The following is a 17778-nucleotide window of genomic DNA, read 5'->3' on the forward strand; positions in this document are numbered from 1 at the left end:
CCGGCCGGCGCGTGACCCGGGGTGCCGGCCTGCGCGTGGGCCGCCGGCCCCGGGGACGGCGGCGGGGAGGTCGCCGGGCGCGTGGCCTCCGGCAGCGGCTCGGGCCGCCCCTGCCAGGCGCCGCCGGCGAACCACTCGGCGGACTGCTGGGCCGACGGCCGGTCCTCGGGCTGCTTGGCGAGCAGTCCCAGCAGATAGTTCTCGAACGCCGGCGGCAGACCGGCGACGCCGAGCTCGCGGGGCGGCACGGGCGCGGCGTCGAGGTGCTGGTGGAGCAGCGCGACGGCGGTGTCGGCCTGGAACGGCGGGCGGCCGCTGAGCAACTGGTAGAGCACGCACCCCAGCGAGTACATGTCGGAGGCGGGACCGGCGGGCTTCCCCAGGGCGCGCTCGGGCGCCAGGTAGAGGCCGGTGCCGACGATCTGCCCGGTCGCGGTGAGCGCAGCGCCCGGGTCGTCGAGGAAGCGGGCGATGCCGAAGTCGCCGATCTTCAGGGTGCCGTGGGGGTCCAGCAGGAGGTTGGCGGGCTTGATGTCGCGGTGGACGATGCCCTGCGCGTGCGCGGCGGCGAGTCCCGCGGCGGCCTGCGCGGCGAGGTCGGCCACCCGGCCGGCCGGGAGCGCGCCCGACGCGGCCAGCACCCCCGCGAGGCTGTCGCCCTCGACGAGCTCCATCACCAGGTACAGCCGGTTGTCGTACTCACCGAAGTCGAGCACGCCGACCAGGTTCGGGTGGTTGAGACGCCCGGCGGTCTGGGCCTCCAGACGGAACCGGGAGGCCGCCGTGGCGTCGGTGTCCTGGGGGAGCAGCAGCTTGACGGCCACCGCCCTGGCGAGCGTCTCGTCGTACGCCCGCCAGACCTCTCCCATTCCACCGCGCCCGATCTCAACATCCAGCCGGTAGCGGCCCGCTAGCAGCACTCGTCCTCGTCTCATGCAGGTGGGAAGCTCGTCGCCGCAGCCCGAACTCCCCGTGTCCGGACGGGCAGTTGGTGGGGGGGTGCCACAGCCGACCCAGGATACTGGCGCCGGATGATCATTGTGCTCCACGGCGGAGTCCCGGACGCCACCGCCCCGGATGAGCGAGTCCCGGTACACCGCGGCCGGCATCACCACGCGGGCCCCGTCGGCCCGGGGCCGCGCCGGCGGGGCGGCGTTCTACATCTCGGACGGTGTCAGCAGCACGAAGTCCGCGTTCGCCGGGTCCAGACAGACGGCGAGACGGCCCACGCCCTCCGCGTCCTCGGGGCCCATCTGCACGCTGCCGCCGTTCTCCCGGACCAGGGCCACCGCGGCGTCGCAGTCGTCGACAGCGAAGACCGGATGCCAGTACGGGCGGCCGTCCGCGAGGGCGAGGGCCTCCTTGCCCACCTCCATCAGGCCGCCGTGCATGCGCTCCTCGGGGAGCCCCGCCGGGGTGATGAGCGTGTACGTGCCCCCGCCGCCCGGCAGCGGCATGTCGGTGAACTGCCAGCCGAAGAGACCGCCGTAGAACTCCCGCGCGGCGCCGGCGTCGCTCGTGTACAGCTCCGTCCACGACAGCGAGCCCGGCTGGTCGACCAGTTCCAGGCCCGTGTTCGTCCCCGGCTGCCAGACGGCGAACTGGCCGCCCAGCGGGTCGCTGAACTGCGCCATCCTGCCCCACTCGTCGAGGTCCATGGGCGCCACCCGGACCGTGCCGCCCGCCTGTTGCACGGCCTGGGCGGTCGCGTCCGCGTCGGTGACCTGGTAGTAGAGCATCCAGGCCGAGCGGGCGCCCTCCTCGGTGAGCTTGCCGAGCCCGGCGACGATCTTGCCGTCCTTCCGGAACATGCCGCCTTCGAAGTCCTCGCTCTCGCCCATGGACTCGTACTCCCACCCGAGCACGGCGCCGTAGAAGGCCGCGGCGGCCCGGACGTCCGGAGCGCCGAGGTCGAGCCAGCAGGGGGAACCGGGGGCGAACTCCGTGGTGATCATGGCGATGCTTCCCTTTCGCAGGTCCTGTGCCCAGCCTGACACCGGGCACCGGCCCGCGCCCGTCGGCGTGTCCGCCGTCCGTGGAGCCGTGCCGGGCGGGCGGCCGCGTGAGCTCCGCCTGGTGGCCGGAGCTTCGCCTAGTGGACGGACAGGCCACCGTCCACGAAGAGGGACTGTCCGGTGACGTAGGCCGACGCCTGGCTCGCCAGGAACACCGCCGCGCCCGCGAAGTCCTCGGCCAGGCCGTTGCGCCCGATGAACGTGCGCGCGGCGAGACCGGCCACCGTCTCCGGGTCCGACGACAGCCGCGCGTTGAGCGGGGTCATCACGAAGCCCGGCACGAGGACGTTGCAGGTGACACCGCGCGGCGACCACGCTTCGGCCTGGGACCGGGTCAGTGCCTCCAGCCCGCCCTTGGACGCCCCGTAGGCACCGCTCTGGACGAACGCCCGGTGCGCCTGCTGTGAGCTGATGTTCAGGATCCGCCCCCACCCGCGCTGCGCCATGCCGGGTCCGAAGCGCTGTCCCAGCAGGAAGGGCGCCTCCAGGTTGACGGCCATCGTGGTGTCCCAGACGTCCTCGGTGAGCTCGTCCAGGTGCGGACGGAGGTTGACCCCGGCGCAGTTGACGAGGATGTCGGGCTCGCCGAACGCCTCGACCGCCCGCTCGGCGGCCGTCCGCACGCCCTCGCGGGTGCCCAGGTCGGCGCTGACCCGGGCGGCACGGCAGCCCTGGGCGGTCAGTTCCTCCACCGTCGTCTTCAAGGCGGCCTCGGTACGGGCCACGACCACGACGCTCGCCCCGGCGCGCGCGAGGGCACCGGCGATGGCCCGGCCGATGCCGGAACTGCCACCGGTGACCACCGCGACCCGGCCCTCCAGGGAGAACAACTCGGAGAGATAGTCCTGAGAGGCCCGACCCGTCCGCCGCACGCGGTCCGCCGGGTCCGCCTGGTTCGTCTGCTCTGCCTGCCGTGCCTGCTCCGCCGCCGGGTTCGTCGTCATGCCGAGCACCCTAACGGCGTTGTCGGCTATCGAAGGCCGGGGTGAGAACCGTGTGGCTGAGGGCCCGGGATGCTGACCGGGGATGGGGGGTTCGGCCGCTGGTGAACGCCGATCCTCCGCCAGGACCCGCCCGCCTATCCTCCGGACATGGTTGATCAACGCTCGGTCGACGTTGGCGGGCTCCGGCTGGCCTATCGGTTCTCGGGTGCGCCGGATGCCCCGCCGCTCGTCCTGTTGCACGCGCTGGGCGAGGACGCCACCGACTGGGAGGGGGTTGTGCCCGCTCTCGCCCGGAGTCGACGGGCGTATGCCCTCGATCTTCGCGGTCACGGCCGAAGCGACTGGCCGGGGGAGTACTCGCTCGAACTCATGCAGGCCGATGTGCTCCGGTGCATGGACGCACTGGGACTTGGCCCAGTGGATCTGATCGGGCACTCCATGGGCGGGATCGTGGCGTACCTGCTCGCACAGGATCATCCGCAGCGGGTGAGCCGGCTCATCCTGGAGGACGTTCCCCTCCCGCGTGCCCGCGAGCAGACCACCCCGACCAGGCCGGACGGCGCCCTGGCCTTCGACTGGGAGATGGTGCTGGCAGTCAGGCGGCAGATCGATGTGCCTGACCCCAGATGGCTGGAGCGACTCAGCCAGATCACCGCCAAGACCCTCGTCCTTGCAGGCGGCCCGCGCAGCCATGTTCCCCAGGACGGCGTCGCCGAGCTGGCCCGCCGCATCCCCGGCGGGCGATTGGTCACCATCCCGGTCGGACATCTGATCCACCGCGCAGCACCGGAGGCGTTCACCGAGGCGGTTTCGGCGTTCCTGCAGGAGAACTCCCGTTCTGCCTGCCATCCATGACCACGGTGGCCGTACGTGTGGACGGCCGCACGGCTTGTCGGAGTGTGACCAGGAAGTGGGCCAGTGCGGCCTGGTTGTAAACCGCCCACCAGCCGAACTCTCGGATCGCCTGCCGCCTCGCTGTCGCGCGCGGCCGGTGTGATGTGGTTCACATGTGGCCAATTGAGTGTCCGGCCCGGACGATCCGCGTACTCATGGGTGTTCCCGTGGGGCCGGAATGCGAGGATGAGGCGCCATGACGGCTGGGTGGGGTGTGCGAGCGATGCGGGCCGCGGTGTTCGCGGCCGTCTGTGTCGTGCTCGCCGCCCTGGGCCACGTCATGATGTCCGGCGATCACGTCCCCGTGCCGGTCCTGCTGGGCGGCTGGGCCGTGACCGGCGCCGCGGGCTGGTGCCTGGCCGGCCGTGAGCGAGGGCTCGGGGTCGTCGTCGCCGTCGCCGTGGTGGTGCAGACGGCGCTGCACTCGGCCTTCTCACTCGCGCCCGGGGCGACGGCCCCGGCTCCGACGGCGCACGGCGCGGGTTCCACGGGGTCCATGGACTCCATGCCGACGACCATGCCCATGTCCATGCCGATGCCCCTGCACACGGGCATGGGACACGCGGGGCACATGGGAGACACCTCCGGCGGGGACTCCTCCCTCGGCATGCTCGCCGCGCACCTGCTGGCCGCGCTGCTTTGCGGTCTGTGGCTGGGCCACGGCGAGCGTGCGGTCTTCCGGCTGCTGCGGGCCCTGGGCAGCCGGCTGGCCGCGCCGCTGCGGCTGCTGTTCGCCCGGCCCGCGCCACCGCCCCCGCCCGCGCGCGTACGGCGGCCGTCGTCCGACCCCGCCCCCCGTCTGCTCCTCCTCGTCCATGCGATCACCTCCCGGGGACCGCCCGTGGGGACCGCTGCCGCCTGACGGCAGCCGGTACTCCCGGGGCCGCCCCTGCGTGCCCCGGTCACGGCCGTACTCCGGTACGCCGGTGCCCCGGGCGTCATGCCTGCCCGGAGCGGGCCCGCCACGCGGGCACGGTCGTGTCCCCACTCAGCTCACCGGACCGCGCCGCCCCGCGCGCACGTCGTCGGCACCCGTGTGCCGCCGTGCCCGCCCGCCGGCGGTCCGGGACGACCCGAAGGACATCAGGTGATCACTCCTGCCCTGCCCCTCGCGCATGAGAGAACGGCCTCGGCCGACGCGTCGATAACCGCCTGGGCGCTGGCCGCCCGCGGCGGTGACGCCGCGGCCGTCGAGCGGTTCGTGCGCGCCCTGCACCGCGACGTCATCCGGTACGTCGCCCACCTGTGCGCGGATCCGCAGGCCGTGGACGACCTGGCGCAGGACACGTTCCTGCGGGCGCTCGGCAGTCTGCACCGGTTCGAGGGCCGCTCCTCGGCCCGCACCTGGCTGCTGGCCATCGCCCGGCGCGCGGTCGCCGACAGCATCCGGTACACCGCCGTACGACCCCGCACGGCCGACCTGCCGGAATGGGAGCCCGCGGCCGAACTCGCCCAGCCGCGGGGGCTGCCCGGCTTCGACGACGGGGTGGCCCTGCAGGAACTGCTGGCCGCGCTGCCCGACGAGCGGCGCGAGGCGTTCGTCCTGACGCAGCTGCTCGGGCTTCCGTACGCGGAGGCCGCCGCCCTGTGCGGCTGCCCGGTCGGCACCGTCCGCTCCCGGGTGGCCCGCGCCCGGGCGACGCTCCTGGCCCAGCTCACCGAGGCGGAGGAGCCGGCCTCGCGCCCGGCGCCCGCACTGGCCGCGGCCTGACGCGCCCCGGCCGCCGCTGCCCGCCGGTTCCCTCCGGCGGGCAGCGGCTCGCCTCACGGAAGGTCGGCCTGCCGTACCCCACAGTCGGCTGATGCTGGACTGTCTATCCAGAGGCTGGACTGATGGTCTAGGGTGGGTGGGGTCGAGAGGAGAGTCATGGCCCACGCACCGGACGCCGAGCGGGACGCGATCCTCGCCGCGCTGACACCCGTGGTGCACGGCGTCGCCGCGACGTTCGGCCCGGTCTGCGAGGTCGTGCTGCACGACTACCGGAACCCCGAGAAGTCGGTCGTCGCCGTGGCCGGATCGGTGACCGGCCGGTCGGTGGGCGGCGCGATGAGCGAGATCGGCATGCGCGTCCTCGCCCACGGCGACGAGGCGGCCGACGAGCTGAACTACGTGACCCGCGCCGGGAACGGGGCGGTCGTGAAGTCCTCCACGATGGTGCTGCGCGACTCCACGGGAGCCGTCTTCGGCGCCCTCTGCGTCAACGTGGACGTCAGTGCCGTCAGCAGGGTCCACGACCTGCTCGGCGCGCTCGCCGGAACCGGCGCCGCCCCGGCCGAGCTGCCGGTCACCACCTTCGGCGACGACATCGACTCCGTGGTCGACGCCCTCGTCGACGCCCACCGGACCCGGCAGCGGGGCAGCTGGCCCGAACTCGACCGCGCGGAGCGTCTGGAGCTGTTCGACGGGCTGGACGCGCGCGGTGTCTTCGCCGTGCGCGGCGCGGTCGAGCAGGTCGCCGCCCGGCTCGGCATCTCCCGCGCCTCCGCCTACCACTACCTCGCCCGGGCCAGGGCGGCCCGCGACACCTCCCCTGGAGAGCACTCGTGACGACCACCACCCCGCCCGTCACCGCCGACGACGTCCGGGACGCCGCCGCCCGGCTCAAGGGCGTCGCCCACCGCACGCCCGTCCTGCGCTCACGCACCCTCGACGCGCTCGTCGGCGCCGAGGTCCACCTCAAGTGCGAGAACTTCCAGCGCGTCGGCGCCTTCAAGTTCCGCGGCGCCTACAACGCCGCCTCCCGCCTCGGCCCCGAGCAGCTGTCCCGGGGCATCGCCGCCTACTCCTCCGGCAACCACGCCCAGGCCGTCGCCCTGGCCGCCCGCGAGCTCGGCACCACGGCCGTGATCGTCATGCCCGAGGACGCCCCGCCGTCCAAGCGCGCGGCCACCGCGGGCTACGGCGCCGAGATCGTCCCGTACGACCGCTACACCGGCGACCGCGTCGCCATCGCCGAGGCCCTGGCCGCCGAGCGGGGCCTCGCCCTCATCCCGCCCTACGAGCACCCGCACGTCATGGCGGGGCAGGGCACGGCCGCTCTCGAACTCCTCGAAGAAGCGGGGGAGTTGGACGCGCTGCTCACGCCGGTCGGCGGCGGCGGGCTGATGGCCGGCAGCGCCACGATCGCCAAGGACCTGTACCCGGGCATCCGGATGATCGGCGTCGAGCCGGAGGCCGGGGACGACACCAAGCGCTCGCTGGAGGCGGGTCGGCGCGTCAGCATCCCCGTGCCGCACACCATCGCCGACGGCCAGGCCCTGCACACCCCCGGAGAGCTGACCTTCTCCGTCAACGAGCGGCTCGTCGACGGGATCGCGCTGGTCGGTGAGGACGAGATCCGGGACGCCATGCGGTTCGCCTTCGAGCGCCTGAAGATCGTCGTCGAGCCCAGCGGTGCCACTCCGCTGGCCGCCCTGCTCACCGGCCGCGCGGGCGCGCTGCCCCGGCGGATCGGTGTGATCGTCTCCGGCGGGAACGTGGACGCGGAGCGCTTCGCGGCGCTGTGCGGGCCGGGCGCCGCCTGAATGGCGTCGCTCGTGCGGCGGACGGACGATGGAAGCAAACCCCTCAGCGAGGAGGAGCGTCATGCTTGAAGTGAAGACGCTCGACAAGCCGGACGAGCGGCGCGACTACCCCCGAGGCCATCTCGAAGCCGTCCACATGACCGGACTGGACTTCGCCGTGGCCACGTTCGAACCGGGCTGGCGCTGGTCCGAGTCCGTGGCCCCGATCGCGGGGACCGACAGCTGCCAGATCCACCACAACGGCTATGTCGTCTCCGGCCGTATGCACATCCGCATGGACGACGGCGCGGAGAGCGAGGTGGGACCCGGGGACGTGTTCGTCTGCGCGCCCGGACACGACGCCTGGGTCGTCGGCGACGAGCAGTGCGTGGTGTACGACTTCGCGGGCAGCATGGCGAAGGAGTACGCCAAGAAGGACTGAGGACCCTCCCCTTCCGACCGTCCCTTTCCGATCCTCCCTTTCCGACCCTCTCCTTCCGCCAAGGCGGCCGTCACACGGTGACGGCCGCCTTCGCGCGTTCCCGCCTCACGCGCCGGATCACCCCGGCCAGGGACACGCCCTTGCCCTCGGAAACCGATCGGTTTACGCTTCCCGGTAACGGAAACCGATCGGTTTCCGCGTTGAGGCATTGTGAGGGAGACTCCCATGACCGCCATCGAAGGTTCCGTCGCCCTGGTCACCGGCGGCAGCCGCGGCATCGGCCGGGCCCTGGTCCAGGCCCTGTACGAGCGGGGCGCGAAGAAGGTGTACGCCACCGCCCGCGATCCGCGCACCGTCACCCACCCGGACGCCGTGCCGCTCGCCCTGGAGGTCACCGACCCCGCCTCCGTCGCCGCGGCGGCCGAGCAGGCCCGGGACGTGACGCTGCTCATCAACAACGCCGGCGCCTCGGTGAACGCGAACTTCCTGGACTCGCCCGTCGAGGACGTGCGCCGCGAGTTCGAGACGAACTTCTACGGACCGCTCCTGGTCACCCGGGCCTTCGTCCCCGTCCTCGAGCGCAACGGCGGCGGCCACATCCTCAACGTCCACTCCGTGCTGTCGTGGATCGGCCTCGCCGGCTCCTACAGCGCCTCCAAGGCCGCCTTCTGGTCGCAGACCAACTCGCTGCGCCTGGACCTGAAGCCGCGCGGCATCGAGGTCACCGGCCTCCACGTCGGCTACGTCGACACGGACCTGACCGTCGGGATCGACGCCCCGAAGTCCACCGCCGAGTCCGTCGCGGCCCAGGCCCTCGACGGCATCGCGTCCGGCGCCTACGAGGTCCTCGCCGACGACGTCTCGCGCCAGGTCAAGGCCGGACTGGCCGCCGACCCGTCCGCGCTGTACCCGCAGCTCACCGCCGCCTGATCACACCAGCGGCAGCCACTGATCACACCGTCGGCAGTCGCCGCTCACACCGGCAGCAGCCGCGCCACCAGCGCGCTCAGCTGCCGGGCGGTGCGGCACTCGTGCATCTCGACCAGCTCGGCGTAGGCGGGCGCGACCGAGTCGCCGGTGCCCCAGCGGGAGCGCTGCTCCGGGTTCAGCCAGTAGACGCGGCGGGCCCGTTCGGCGATCCGGCGTACGGCCGGCAGGTTGGGGTCGCCGCCGTTCGTACGGGCGTCCCCGAGGACGAAGACGGTCGTGCGCGGCCCGGCCGCGTCGGCGTAGCGTTCGGCGAACTCGCCCAGCGCCATGCCGTAGTCGCTGCTGCCGTGCCAGCCCGTGATCTCCGCCTCCGCCTGGATGCGGGCGCCCAGCCCCTCCGGATCGGCCCGGCCGTGCTCCAGCAGGCCGGTCACCTCGTCGATCCGGTTGACGAAGGCGAACACCCGCACCTTGCTGAACTGGTCGTGCAGCGCCTGCACCAGCAGCATCGTGAAGTCCGAGAATCCGGACACCGACCCCGACACGTCGCACAGCAGCACCAGCTCGGGCCGGGCCGGACGCCGCCGGCGCAGCACCGGCTTCATCGGCACGCCGCCCGTGGACAGCGAACCGCGCAGGGTGCGCCGCAGGTCGATGCTGCCCCGCGCGGCGTGGCGGCGCCGGGCCGCCAGCCGGGTGGCGAGCTTGCGGGCGAGCGGCTGCACCGTCCTGCGCAGCTCGGCCAGCCGGTCCTTCCCCGCGAACAGGAAGTCGACCCGGTCGGCGGTCGGGGCCACGGCCCGGCGGGCGATCTCGTCCCTGCCGCGCCGCTCGGCGACCCGGCGGCGCGCCTCCGCGGCCACCAGCGTCCGGAAGGCGTCGATGCGCCGCCGGACCTCGTCCTCCAGCAGCCGGTCCGTGAAGCCGGAACTCCCGCCCCGTGCGCGCACCTCGTCCCGGACCCGGGCCATCAGCGTCTGCGGGCGCAGCCGTTCCAGCGTCTGGTACGACGACCAGCCGTCCGACTCGGGCGAGGATCCGTACCCGCCGAAGCCGTCGACCGCCTCGGCGGCCAGCCGGCCCAGCAGCGCCCGGTCGTCGGCGGCCAGGGCGGCCGCCAGCCGCTCGCGCAGGTCCTGCCGCCCGGCCGGCTGCCCCTCCGGGCCGCCGACCCCGCGCGGGAAGTAGAGGTCGAAGACCGGGTCGAACACCTGCCGCTGCCCGGTCCCGTGCAGCAGGGTCGCCGCGAGCCCCTCGCGCAGCAGTTCCCGGTCCGCCAGGCCGAGTTCGCCGATCGCCCGCGCCGCGTCCACCGTCTCGCCGGTGCCGATCCGCACGCCGTGCGCGCGCAACGACCCGACCAGGGACGTCAGCCGCTCGGCGACACCCGCCGCCGTGGTCACAGGGCGTCCAGGTCGAGCTTGGCCGAAGCCTTGAGGACGTCGTCCTGGTGCTTGAGGAGCACACCGAGGGTGGCCCGCACGACCGTCTCGTCCAGCGTGCCGGCGCCGAGGGCGAGCAGGGTGTGCGCCCAGTCGATCGTCTCGGCGACCGACGGCACCTTGCGCAGGTCCATCGCCCGCAGCGCCCCCACGACCCGGACGACGGAACGGGCCAGCGCCTCGTCCAGGCCCGGCACCTTCAGCCGTACGATCCGGCGCTCCAGCTCCTCTTCGGGGAAGCCGATGTGCAGGAAGAGGCAGCGGCGGCGCAGCGCCTCCGACAGCTCCCGGCTCGCGTTGGAGGTCAGGACGACGAAGGGGCGGCGCGTGGCGGTGATCGTGCCCAGCTCCGGGACGGTGACCTGGAAGTCGCTGAGCACCTCCAGGAGCAGGCCCTCCACCTCGACGTCGGCCTTGTCCGTCTCGTCGATCAGCAGCACCTTCGGGTCGTCGCCCCGGATGGCCGTCAGCAGCGGCCGGGTGAGCAGGAACTCCTCGCTGAAGATGTCCGTGCGGGTCTCGTCCCACGTCTCGTCGCGGCCGGCGCTGATGCGCAGCAGCTGCTTGGCGTGGTTCCACTCGTACAGCGCCCGTGACTCGTCGACGCCCTCGTAGCACTGCAGCCGGACGAGCCGCGCGCCGGCGACCTGGGCGACGGCCTTGGCCAGCTCCGTCTTGCCGACCCCGGCCGGGCCCTCCACCAGGAGCGGCTTGCCCAGGCGGTCGGCGAGGAACACGGTCGTGGCGACCGCGGGCGAGGCGAGATAGCCGGTCTCGGCCAGACGGGCGGAGACGTCGTCGACGGACGTGAACACCGGGGCCTCCAGGTCGGGGCTGCGGGCGGGCGGTCGGAGACCTATCTAAGCGCTTGTTCACCCACGCTGTCACGGGTCCGCCTCCGCGTACGCCGCGTAAAACCGATCGGTTTCCTCCGTGGGTGCCGCGCGGTAACCTCACCGGTATGACCACCACCGACAAGGCGTCCACCCGGGACCGCCTCCTCGACGCCGCGTCCGAGCTCTTCTACCGCGAAGGCGTCTCCATCGGGGTCGAGACACTGTGCCGCAGCGCCGGGGTCTCCAAGCGGTCCATGTACCAGCTCTTCGCGAGCAAGGACGAGGTCCTCGCGGCGAGCCTGGCCCGGCGCCTGCCGGAGTACGAGGCGCGCCTCACGCCCGACGCGCGGCAGCGGGAGGGCACCCCGCGCGAGCGGATCCTGGGCGTCTTCGAGCGGCTGGAGAAGGGAGCGGCCGACCCGGACTACCGGGGCTGCCCCTACCTCGCCGCCCTGGTCGAGCTCAAGGACCCCGAACACCCGGCGAGCGTGGTCGCCCGGGGCGCGAAGGAGTGGCTGCGGGAGTACTTCCGCAGCCACGCCGAGGAGGGCGGCGCCCGCGACCCGGAGCTCCTCGCCCGCCAGCTGATGCTGGTCTTCGACGGGGCCAGCGCCCGGGCCGGTGCCGGGATCGAGACCCTGGACGGCCTGACGACGGCGACGGCCGCGGCGCTCCTGGACGCGTCCGGGACCACGTAGACGGGGGCGGCCGCCGCGGCAACCGCCCCCACCACCGCGTCGCCGTCGCCGCCGGCGTCACGCGCAACCGTGTCGCCGCCGGCGTCACTCCGCCACCGCGTCGCCGTCCGTGTCACGCCGCCGGCGCCACCGCCCGTACCGCCGGGGTGCGCAGCACCCGGCGGGCCGTCGCCAGGGCGGTGCCCAGCGTCACCGCCGCCGCGACCGCCACGACCGCGAGCCACACAGGGAGCATCTGGCCGGGCAGCACCCGGTCGGTGCGCACCAGCGTGAACGGCACGATCCCGGCCAGCGCCGCCAGCGTGCCGAAGCAGACACCGGTCACCGTCAGGACCAGCCCCTCGGCCCACACCGTGCCCAGCACCTGCCCGGGAGTCGCCCCGGCGAGGCGCTGCTGCCCGAACTCCCGTTCCCGGTACGAGGTCGCCGCGTACAGGGAGTTCACCAGCATCACGCAGACGAAGACCACGATGATGCCGACGACCGTGACGTTGAGCGTCTCCAGGTTCTTCGCGTCGACCGACTTCACCGCCCCGGAGGCCGCCACGGCGTCGCTCTCCACGGCCTGCATGGTCAGCGTCGCCGTCGCGACGGCCGTGAACATGATCAGCGACATCAGGATCCCGGCGAGCTGCCCGGCCCGCTCGCGCAGGTTCCGCACCGCCAGCCAGCCGCTCGCCCCGCCGAGCGGCAGCCGGTCCAGCACCGCCGACAGCAGCCGCGGCGCCCGCAGCGCGCACCCGACCGACAGCAGGATCGCCCCCTGGGCCGGGGGCGCCATCAGCGCGGCGTCCGTCGCCGAGAACGCGAACGTCGAGCTCACGGCGACGGCGCCCGCCACCAGCGCCGCGTACGCCCAGACCGTCCGGGCCCGGCCGCGGCGCCTCCTGCCGCCCGCCGTCGCCCGCCGCACCGCGAGGAACGCGGCGCCCGTCGCGGCGAGCAGCGTGATGCCGAAGCCGGTCAGACAGGCCACCGTCCCGAAGGAGTACTCGACCGACCGCGCGACCTGGCCGCTGTCGTGGAACATCGCCAGCAGCGCCCGGCCGCCGAGCATCGCCGGGCCGACCGCCAGCGCGGCGCCCACCAGCGCCACCGCCACCGCCTCGCCGACGACCATCCGCTTGATCTGCGCCGGAGTCGCCCCCGAGCAGCGCAGCAGCTCCATCTCGGCGGCCCGCTGGCGCACGTTCACCGTCAGCGTCGAGGCGATCGCGAAGAACACCAGCAGGGTGCCGTAGCCGCCGACCACGCCCGCCGCCGTGGAGAGGGTCTCGGAGCTGACCGGGTCCACGCCCGGCTGCCCGGCGGTGTCGTGCAGGGAGTTGAACGTCATGATGATCCCCGCGCCCAGGAACGCGGACAGCAGCGTCGCGAGGAACCGCCCGGGCCGCTGCCGGATCGAGCGCATCGCCAGGATGAACACGGCTCACACCCCCGCCGGCAGGTCGTCGCCCAGGTGGGCCAGCCGCTCGGCGACCGCGTCCGCCGTCGGGGCGTCCAGCCGGCCCGCCAGCCGGCCGTCCGCGAGGAACAGCACGGTGTCGGCGTAGGAGGCGGCGACCGGGTCGTGGGTCACCATCACGACCGTGCGGCCGTGCACCCGGACCGACTGCCGCAGCAGCCCGAGCACGTCCCGCGCGCTGCGCGAGTCGAGGGCGCCCGTCGGCTCGTCCGCGAAGATCACCCGGGGTTCGGCGACCAGGGCCCGGGCGATCGCCACCCGCTGGCGCTGACCACCGGAGAGCTGACCGGGCCGGTGCCCGAGCCGGTCGCCGAGCCCCAGCGACGTCAGCACCTCCCGCACCCGCCGCCGTTCCACGCGCCGCCCGGCCAGCTTCAGCGGCAGGACCGTGTTCTGCGCGACGGTCAGCGTCTCCAGCAGGTTGTACTGCTGGAACACGAAGCCGATCCGGCCGCGCCGGAACTTCGTCAGCTCCGCCTCCCCGCCGCCGGTCAGCTCGGTGCCGTCCACCCGGACGATCCCGCTGTCGGGCCGGTCCAGGCCCGCCGCGCACTGCAGCAGCGTCGACTTGCCGGAACCGGACGGCCCCATCACCGCCGTGAACGTGCCGTGCCCCAGCCCGAGCGTCACCCCGTCCAGGGCGGTCACGGCGCTGTCGGCGCTCCCGTACGTCTTGGTGACCTTGACCAGCCGCAGTGCCTCCGCGGCGGGCTCCGGGTCCTGCTGCCGTCGTGGGCCGGTACGGAGCATCTCGTCGTCCCCCTTCGTGCGACACGCCCTGTGTCTCGCCTCGACGCTACGGAGACCGGGGCCCGACCACACTGGCCGCAGAACCCGTATCGCGAGGTGTACTCAGCGACACCCCCCGGGTACTCGATCACCCCACGCACGGAAAGGGCTGACCCGGCATGCAGATCGATCTGAAGGGCCGCACCGCTCTCGTCACCGGCTCCACGCAGGGCATCGGCGCCGCCATCGCCACGGGCCTGGCCCGCGCGGGCGCCCGGGTGGGGGTCAACGGCCGCTCGCCCGGCCGGGTGGAGGAGGCCGTGGAGCGGATGCGGGGCGAGGCCCCGGGCGCCGCCGACCTGGTGCCCGTCGCCGCCGACGTGACCGGCGACGAAGGGGCCCGGCAGGCGGTGGAGACCCTGGGACAGGTGGACATCCTCGTCAACAACCTCGGTGTCTTCGAGTCCGCCGATCCCCTGGAGATCAGCGACGAGGAGTGGCGGCGCTACTTCGAGGTGAACGTGCTGGCCGCCGTGCGCCTCACCCGGCTCGTGCTGCCCGGCATGACCGGACGCGGCTGGGGCCGCGTGCAGAACATCGCCAGCGACTCGGCGGTCGTCATCCCCGCCGAGATGATCCACTACGGCATGTCCAAGACGGCCCTGCTCGCCGTGAGCCGGGGCTTCGCCAAGCAGGCCGCCGGCACCGGCGTCACCGTGAACTCCGTCATCGCCGGGCCGACCCACACGGGCGGTGTGGAGGACTTCGTCTACCAGCTCGTCGACCGCGACCTGCCCTGGGACGAGGCCCAGCGCGCCTTCATGCGGCAGCACCGGCCGCAGTCGCTGCTGCAACGGCTGATCGAACCGGAGGAGATCGCCAACATGGTCGTCTACCTCGCCTCCGACCAGGCCTCGGCGACCACGGGCGGGGCCCTGCGCGTCGACGGCGGTTACGTCGACTCGATCCTGCCCTGAGTCACGGGCCGCCCACGAGGACGACCTCCAGCGCGCGCGGCCCGTGCACCCCCTCGACCCGGTCCAGCTCGATGTCACTGGTCGCCGAAGGACCGGAGATCCACGTCAACGGGCGGGCCGGGTCGAGGCGTTCGAGTCCCTGCGGCACGGACGACACGACCTGGTCCGGGACCCGGACGACGCAGACGTGATGGTCCGGGACCAGGGTGATCCGGCGCCGCCCCTGGTCGGGCGAGCCGTCCAGCACGATCGTCCCGGTCTCGGCGATGGCGACCGCACAGGCCGTCACGACACTGTCCACCCGGTCCAGTTGGTCCGGGGTGCTGTCGGCCCCGTCCGCCACGCGGGTCACCCCGGTCGCCGCCAGCCACCCCTCGTCCAGCCCGGGCGGGACCAGCACGGAGGCCGACCCTCGCTTCTCCAGCAGCGCCGCGATCAGCCCGGCCAGGCCGTCCTCGTCCGTGCGGTGCACGATCGCCCGGTAGTCGGCCAGGTTCTCGGCGAGCAGCTCCACCGTCCGGGCGACGGTCCGCTCGCCGTGCTCGCGCAGATAGTCCCGGACGATCGGCGTCTCGTCGGCCGGCGCGTCCGCGAGCGCGCGGCGCACCCGCCCCAGGATCCGCTCCCTGCTGTTCACTTCGCCCCGTCCTTCCCGCCGTGCGTGCGCTGCCACCAGTCCCGGAACGGCTCGGCCGGCACCGCCGGCAGCTCCCGCGTCCCGCTCCACGCCTTGCCCGGGCCGGGCAGCGTACGGGGGTGGAAGCGGCGGGTCCGGGAGGCCGCGCGCTGGCCGGTGCGCAGCGCGCCCGGGTGCGTGAACGTCCACCGCGCCGCCCGCATCGCCGCCCGCTCCGCGGCGTGCCCCTTCGCCGGCCGCAGCACCACCCGGTTTCCCTCCCGGGTGACCTCACCGCCCTGTACGACCCGCTCCCGCAGGTGCACCAGCACCTCGGGGATGTCGATGGCGACCGGGCACACCTCGTAGCACGCCCCGCACAGCGAGGAGGCGTACGGCAGCGAGGCGTCGATCTCGCTGCCCGTACCCCGCAGTTGCGGGCTGAGGATCGCGCCGATCGGTCCCGGATAGACCGAGCCGTAGGCGTGGCCGCCGGCCCGCTCGTACACCGGGCACACGTTCAGGCACGCCGAGCAGCGGATGCAGCGCAGGGCCTGGCGGCCGACCTCGTCGGCGAGGGTGTCGGTGCGGCCGTTGTCGAGCAGCACCAGATGGAAGGTGCTCGGCCCGTCCCCGTCGGTCGTGCCGGTCCAGGTCGACGTGTACGGGTTCATGCGCTCGGCCGTCGAGGAGCGGGGGAGGGTCTGCAGGAACACCTCCAGGTCCTGCCAGGTCGGCACGATCTTCTCGATGCCGACGACCGAGATCAGCGTCTCGGGCAGGGTCAGGCACATCCGCCCGTTGCCCTCGGACTCCACCACCACGAGCGTGCCCGTCTCGGCGACCATGAAGTTGGCGCCGGAGATGCCGACCCTGGCCCGCAGGAACTTCTCCCGCAGGTGCAGCCGGGCCGCCTCGGCGAGTTCGGCGGGGGTGTCGGTCAGGCCCTCGGGGGCGGGGCGGCCCCACTCGCTCATCTCCCGGGCGAAGATGTCGCGGATCTCGCCCCGGTTGCGGTGGATGGCCGGCACCAGGATGTGCGAGGGGCGGTCCTTGCCCAACTGCACGATCAGCTCAGCGAGATCGGTCTCGTAGGCGCGGATGCCCGCGGCCTGAAGCGCCTCGTTCAGCCCGATCTCCTGCGTGGCCATCGACTTGACCTTGACGACCTCGGACTCGCCGGTCATCCTCACCAGCCCGGTGACGATCTCGTTGGCCTCGGCCGCGTCCGCCGCCCAGTGCACGATGCCGCCGGCGGCGGTGACCGACTCCTCCAACTGCACGAGGTAGCGGTCGAGATGGCGCAGTGTGTGGTCCTTGATGCGCTTGCCCGCCTCGCGCAGCTCCGCCCAGTCGGACACCTCCGCCACGGCCTTCTCCCGCTTGGCGCGGATGGTGCGCGTGGCGTGCCGCAGATTGCCGCGCAGCGTCTCGTCGCCGACGGCCTCCCGCGCGGCCTCCGGGAACGCGGGGGGAAACGCGGGCATCCCGACGAATGTTCCGCTCATACGGCCGGTTCCTCCTCCGTGCTCGCCAGGATCTCCGCGATGTGCACCGGCCGCATGCCGGTCCGCAGCCGGGCCATCGTGCCGCCGATGTGCATCAGGCAGGAGTTGTCGGCCGCGCACAGCACCTCGGCGCCCGTCGACTCGGCGTTGCGCACCTTGTCCGCGCCCATGGCCGCCGAGACGTCGGAGTTCTTCAGCGCGAAGGTGCCGCCGAATCCGCAGCACTCCTCCGCGCCCGGCAGCTCCACCAGCTCCAGCCCCTTCACCGCCCGCAGCAGCCGCAGGGGCCGCTCGCCCAGGCCCAGTCCGCGCAGCCCGTGGCAGGTGGGGTGGTAGGTCACCTTGTGCGGGTAGTACGCGCCGACGTCCGTCACACCCAGCACGTCCACCAGGAACTCGGTGAGCTCGTACGTCTTCGGCACCACCGGCGCCAGCGCGGCCGCGAGCGCGCCCCCGCGCCCCTCGGCCCGGGCCCGCTCGCCCATCCGCGGATACAGCTCCCGCACCATCGCACCGCACGATCCGGAGGGCGTCACGATCGCGTCGTACCCGCCGAAGACATCGGAGAAGTGCCGGGCGAGCGGCTCGGCCTCGTGGCGGTACCCGGTGTTGTAGTGCGCCTGTCCGCAGCAGGTCTGCGCCGTCGGGAAGTCGGCCTCGACGCCCAGTCTGCTCAGCAGTTTCACCACGGCGCGCCCGGTGTCCGGATACAGCGTGTCGTTGACGCAGGTCAGGAACAGGGCGACACGCATCGCGGCTCCTTGGGGTTGATCATCGG

General features: G+C 73.4%; 19 protein-coding genes. 9 read left to right on the top strand and 10 right to left on the bottom strand.

Annotated elements, in window-relative coordinates; all coding sequences use genetic code 11:
* From CHR28_RS35470 to CHR28_RS35480, 3 genes are all read right to left on the bottom strand, one after another.
* The coding region (locus CHR28_RS35470; protein WP_143655960.1) for a serine/threonine-protein kinase at positions 1-920 on the bottom strand (920 nt) is incomplete at its 3' end.
* 237 nt (positions 921-1157) lie between these two features.
* Positions 1158-1955, bottom strand: coding sequence for a VOC family protein (locus CHR28_RS35475; RefSeq protein ID WP_094057842.1), 798 nt, complete (start codon positions 1953-1955; stop codon positions 1158-1160).
* A 137-nt stretch (positions 1956-2092) separates the two neighbouring features.
* Positions 2093-2959 carry an SDR family NAD(P)-dependent oxidoreductase gene (locus CHR28_RS35480; protein ID WP_094057843.1) on the bottom strand — a complete coding sequence of 289 codons (867 nt, stop codon included), beginning with the start codon at positions 2957-2959 and terminating at the stop codon, positions 2093-2095.
* 147 nt (positions 2960-3106) lie between these two features.
* Between CHR28_RS35480 and CHR28_RS35485 the strand changes: the two genes are divergently transcribed.
* From CHR28_RS35485 to CHR28_RS35515, 7 genes are all read left to right on the top strand, one after another.
* A complete protein-coding gene (locus CHR28_RS35485) occupies positions 3107-3814 on the top strand; it encodes an alpha/beta fold hydrolase (protein ID WP_094057844.1) in 708 nt (235 codons plus the stop codon).
* A 235-nt stretch (positions 3815-4049) separates the two neighbouring features.
* Positions 4050-4715: a hypothetical protein gene (locus CHR28_RS35490; protein WP_094057845.1), complete on the top strand. Its 666-nt coding sequence runs from the start codon at positions 4050-4052 to the stop codon at positions 4713-4715.
* Positions 4716-4940: 225 nt separating this feature from the next.
* Positions 4941-5564: a sigma-70 family RNA polymerase sigma factor gene (locus CHR28_RS35495; RefSeq protein WP_094057846.1), complete on the top strand. Its 624-nt coding sequence runs from the start codon at positions 4941-4943 to the stop codon at positions 5562-5564.
* Positions 5565-5720: 156 nt separating this feature from the next.
* Positions 5721-6401, top strand: coding sequence for a helix-turn-helix transcriptional regulator (locus CHR28_RS35500; RefSeq protein ID WP_094057847.1), 681 nt, complete (start codon positions 5721-5723; stop codon positions 6399-6401).
* On the top strand, positions 6398-7378 hold the full coding sequence (locus CHR28_RS35505) for a pyridoxal-phosphate dependent enzyme (protein ID WP_094057848.1): 981 nt from the start codon (positions 6398-6400) through the stop codon (positions 7376-7378). The genes CHR28_RS35500 and CHR28_RS35505 overlap by 4 nt, the downstream gene beginning before the upstream one ends.
* Before the next feature lie 61 nt (positions 7379-7439).
* On the top strand, positions 7440-7799 hold the full coding sequence (locus CHR28_RS35510) for a cupin domain-containing protein (protein ID WP_094057849.1): 360 nt from the start codon (positions 7440-7442) through the stop codon (positions 7797-7799).
* A gap of 225 nt (positions 7800-8024) precedes the next feature.
* Positions 8025-8729, top strand: coding sequence for an SDR family oxidoreductase (locus tag CHR28_RS35515; RefSeq protein WP_094057850.1), 705 nt, complete (start codon positions 8025-8027; stop codon positions 8727-8729).
* A 44-nt stretch (positions 8730-8773) separates the two neighbouring features.
* On the opposite strand, the gene CHR28_RS35520 is transcribed toward CHR28_RS35515, so the two are convergent.
* Both CHR28_RS35520 and CHR28_RS35525 read right to left on the bottom strand, forming a co-directional pair.
* Positions 8774-10132: a vWA domain-containing protein gene (locus CHR28_RS35520; RefSeq protein WP_094057851.1), complete on the bottom strand. Its 1359-nt coding sequence runs from the start codon at positions 10130-10132 to the stop codon at positions 8774-8776.
* On the bottom strand, positions 10129-10986 hold the full coding sequence (locus CHR28_RS35525; RefSeq protein WP_094057852.1) for an AAA family ATPase: 858 nt from the start codon (positions 10984-10986) through the stop codon (positions 10129-10131). The genes CHR28_RS35520 and CHR28_RS35525 overlap by 4 nt, the downstream gene beginning before the upstream one ends.
* Positions 10987-11132: 146 nt before the next feature.
* Between CHR28_RS35525 and CHR28_RS35530 the strand changes: the two genes are divergently transcribed.
* Positions 11133-11705 carry a TetR/AcrR family transcriptional regulator gene (locus CHR28_RS35530; protein ID WP_094057853.1) on the top strand — a complete coding sequence of 191 codons (573 nt, stop codon included), beginning with the start codon at positions 11133-11135 and terminating at the stop codon, positions 11703-11705.
* Positions 11706-11817: 112 nt separating this feature from the next.
* On the opposite strand, the gene CHR28_RS35535 is transcribed toward CHR28_RS35530, so the two are convergent.
* Positions 11818-13131 (bottom strand): FtsX-like permease family protein, encoded by a 1314-nt coding sequence (locus CHR28_RS35535; protein WP_094057854.1) that lies wholly within the window; start codon positions 13129-13131, stop codon positions 11818-11820.
* Between the two features lie 3 nt (positions 13132-13134).
* On the bottom strand, positions 13135-13920 hold the full coding sequence (locus CHR28_RS35540; protein ID WP_094057855.1) for an ABC transporter ATP-binding protein: 786 nt from the start codon (positions 13918-13920) through the stop codon (positions 13135-13137).
* A 158-nt stretch (positions 13921-14078) separates the two neighbouring features.
* Between CHR28_RS35540 and CHR28_RS35545 the strand changes: the two genes are divergently transcribed.
* On the top strand, positions 14079-14876 hold the full coding sequence (locus tag CHR28_RS35545) for an SDR family NAD(P)-dependent oxidoreductase (RefSeq protein WP_094057856.1): 798 nt from the start codon (positions 14079-14081) through the stop codon (positions 14874-14876).
* 1 nt (position 14877) lies between these two features.
* Here CHR28_RS35545 and CHR28_RS35550 read toward each other — a convergent pair whose 3' ends face one another.
* Genes CHR28_RS35550 through CHR28_RS35560 form a run of 3 tightly spaced genes read right to left on the bottom strand, consistent with a single transcriptional unit; the run spans position 14878 to position 17752 of the window.
* Positions 14878-15513: a LutC/YkgG family protein gene (locus tag CHR28_RS35550; protein ID WP_094057857.1), complete on the bottom strand. Its 636-nt coding sequence runs from the start codon at positions 15511-15513 to the stop codon at positions 14878-14880.
* On the bottom strand, positions 15510-17000 hold the full coding sequence (locus CHR28_RS35555; RefSeq protein ID WP_094057858.1) for a lactate utilization protein B: 1491 nt from the start codon (positions 16998-17000) through the stop codon (positions 15510-15512). Before CHR28_RS35555 ends, CHR28_RS35550 begins: the two co-directional genes overlap by 4 nt.
* Complete coding sequence (locus CHR28_RS35560; protein WP_094057859.1) at positions 16997-17752, bottom strand: (Fe-S)-binding protein; 756 nt, start codon at positions 17750-17752, stop codon at positions 16997-16999. The genes CHR28_RS35555 and CHR28_RS35560 overlap by 4 nt, the downstream gene beginning before the upstream one ends.
* Between the last annotated feature and the right edge of the window lie 26 nt (positions 17753-17778).

It is taken from the genome of Streptomyces sp. XY006 (assembly GCF_002237655.1).
GTDB classification, from domain to species: domain Bacteria; phylum Actinomycetota; class Actinomycetes; order Streptomycetales; family Streptomycetaceae; genus Streptomyces; species Streptomyces levis.

Coding starts and splice junctions, on each gene's coding strand:
- CHR28_RS35475 (WP_094057842.1), bottom strand. CDS start 1,955: ATGATCACCACGGAGTTCGCCCCCGGTTCCCCCTGCTGGCTCGACCTC.
- CHR28_RS35480 (WP_094057843.1), bottom strand. CDS start 2,959: ATGACGACGAACCCGGCGGCGGAGCAGGCACGGCAGGCAGAGCAGACG.
- CHR28_RS35485 (WP_094057844.1), top strand. CDS start 3,107: ATGGTTGATCAACGCTCGGTCGACGTTGGCGGGCTCCGGCTGGCCTAT.
- CHR28_RS35490 (WP_094057845.1), top strand. CDS start 4,050: ATGACGGCTGGGTGGGGTGTGCGAGCGATGCGGGCCGCGGTGTTCGCG.
- CHR28_RS35500 (WP_094057847.1), top strand. CDS start 5,721: ATGGCCCACGCACCGGACGCCGAGCGGGACGCGATCCTCGCCGCGCTG.
- CHR28_RS35510 (WP_094057849.1), top strand. CDS start 7,440: ATGCTTGAAGTGAAGACGCTCGACAAGCCGGACGAGCGGCGCGACTAC.
- CHR28_RS35515 (WP_094057850.1), top strand. CDS start 8,025: ATGACCGCCATCGAAGGTTCCGTCGCCCTGGTCACCGGCGGCAGCCGC.
- CHR28_RS35530 (WP_094057853.1), top strand. CDS start 11,133: ATGACCACCACCGACAAGGCGTCCACCCGGGACCGCCTCCTCGACGCC.
- CHR28_RS35540 (WP_094057855.1), bottom strand. CDS start 13,920: ATGCTCCGTACCGGCCCACGACGGCAGCAGGACCCGGAGCCCGCCGCG.
- CHR28_RS35545 (WP_094057856.1), top strand. CDS start 14,079: ATGCAGATCGATCTGAAGGGCCGCACCGCTCTCGTCACCGGCTCCACG.
- CHR28_RS35555 (WP_094057858.1), bottom strand. CDS start 17,000: ATGAGCGGAACATTCGTCGGGATGCCCGCGTTTCCCCCCGCGTTCCCG.
- CHR28_RS35560 (WP_094057859.1), bottom strand. CDS start 17,752: ATGCGTGTCGCCCTGTTCCTGACCTGCGTCAACGACACGCTGTATCCG.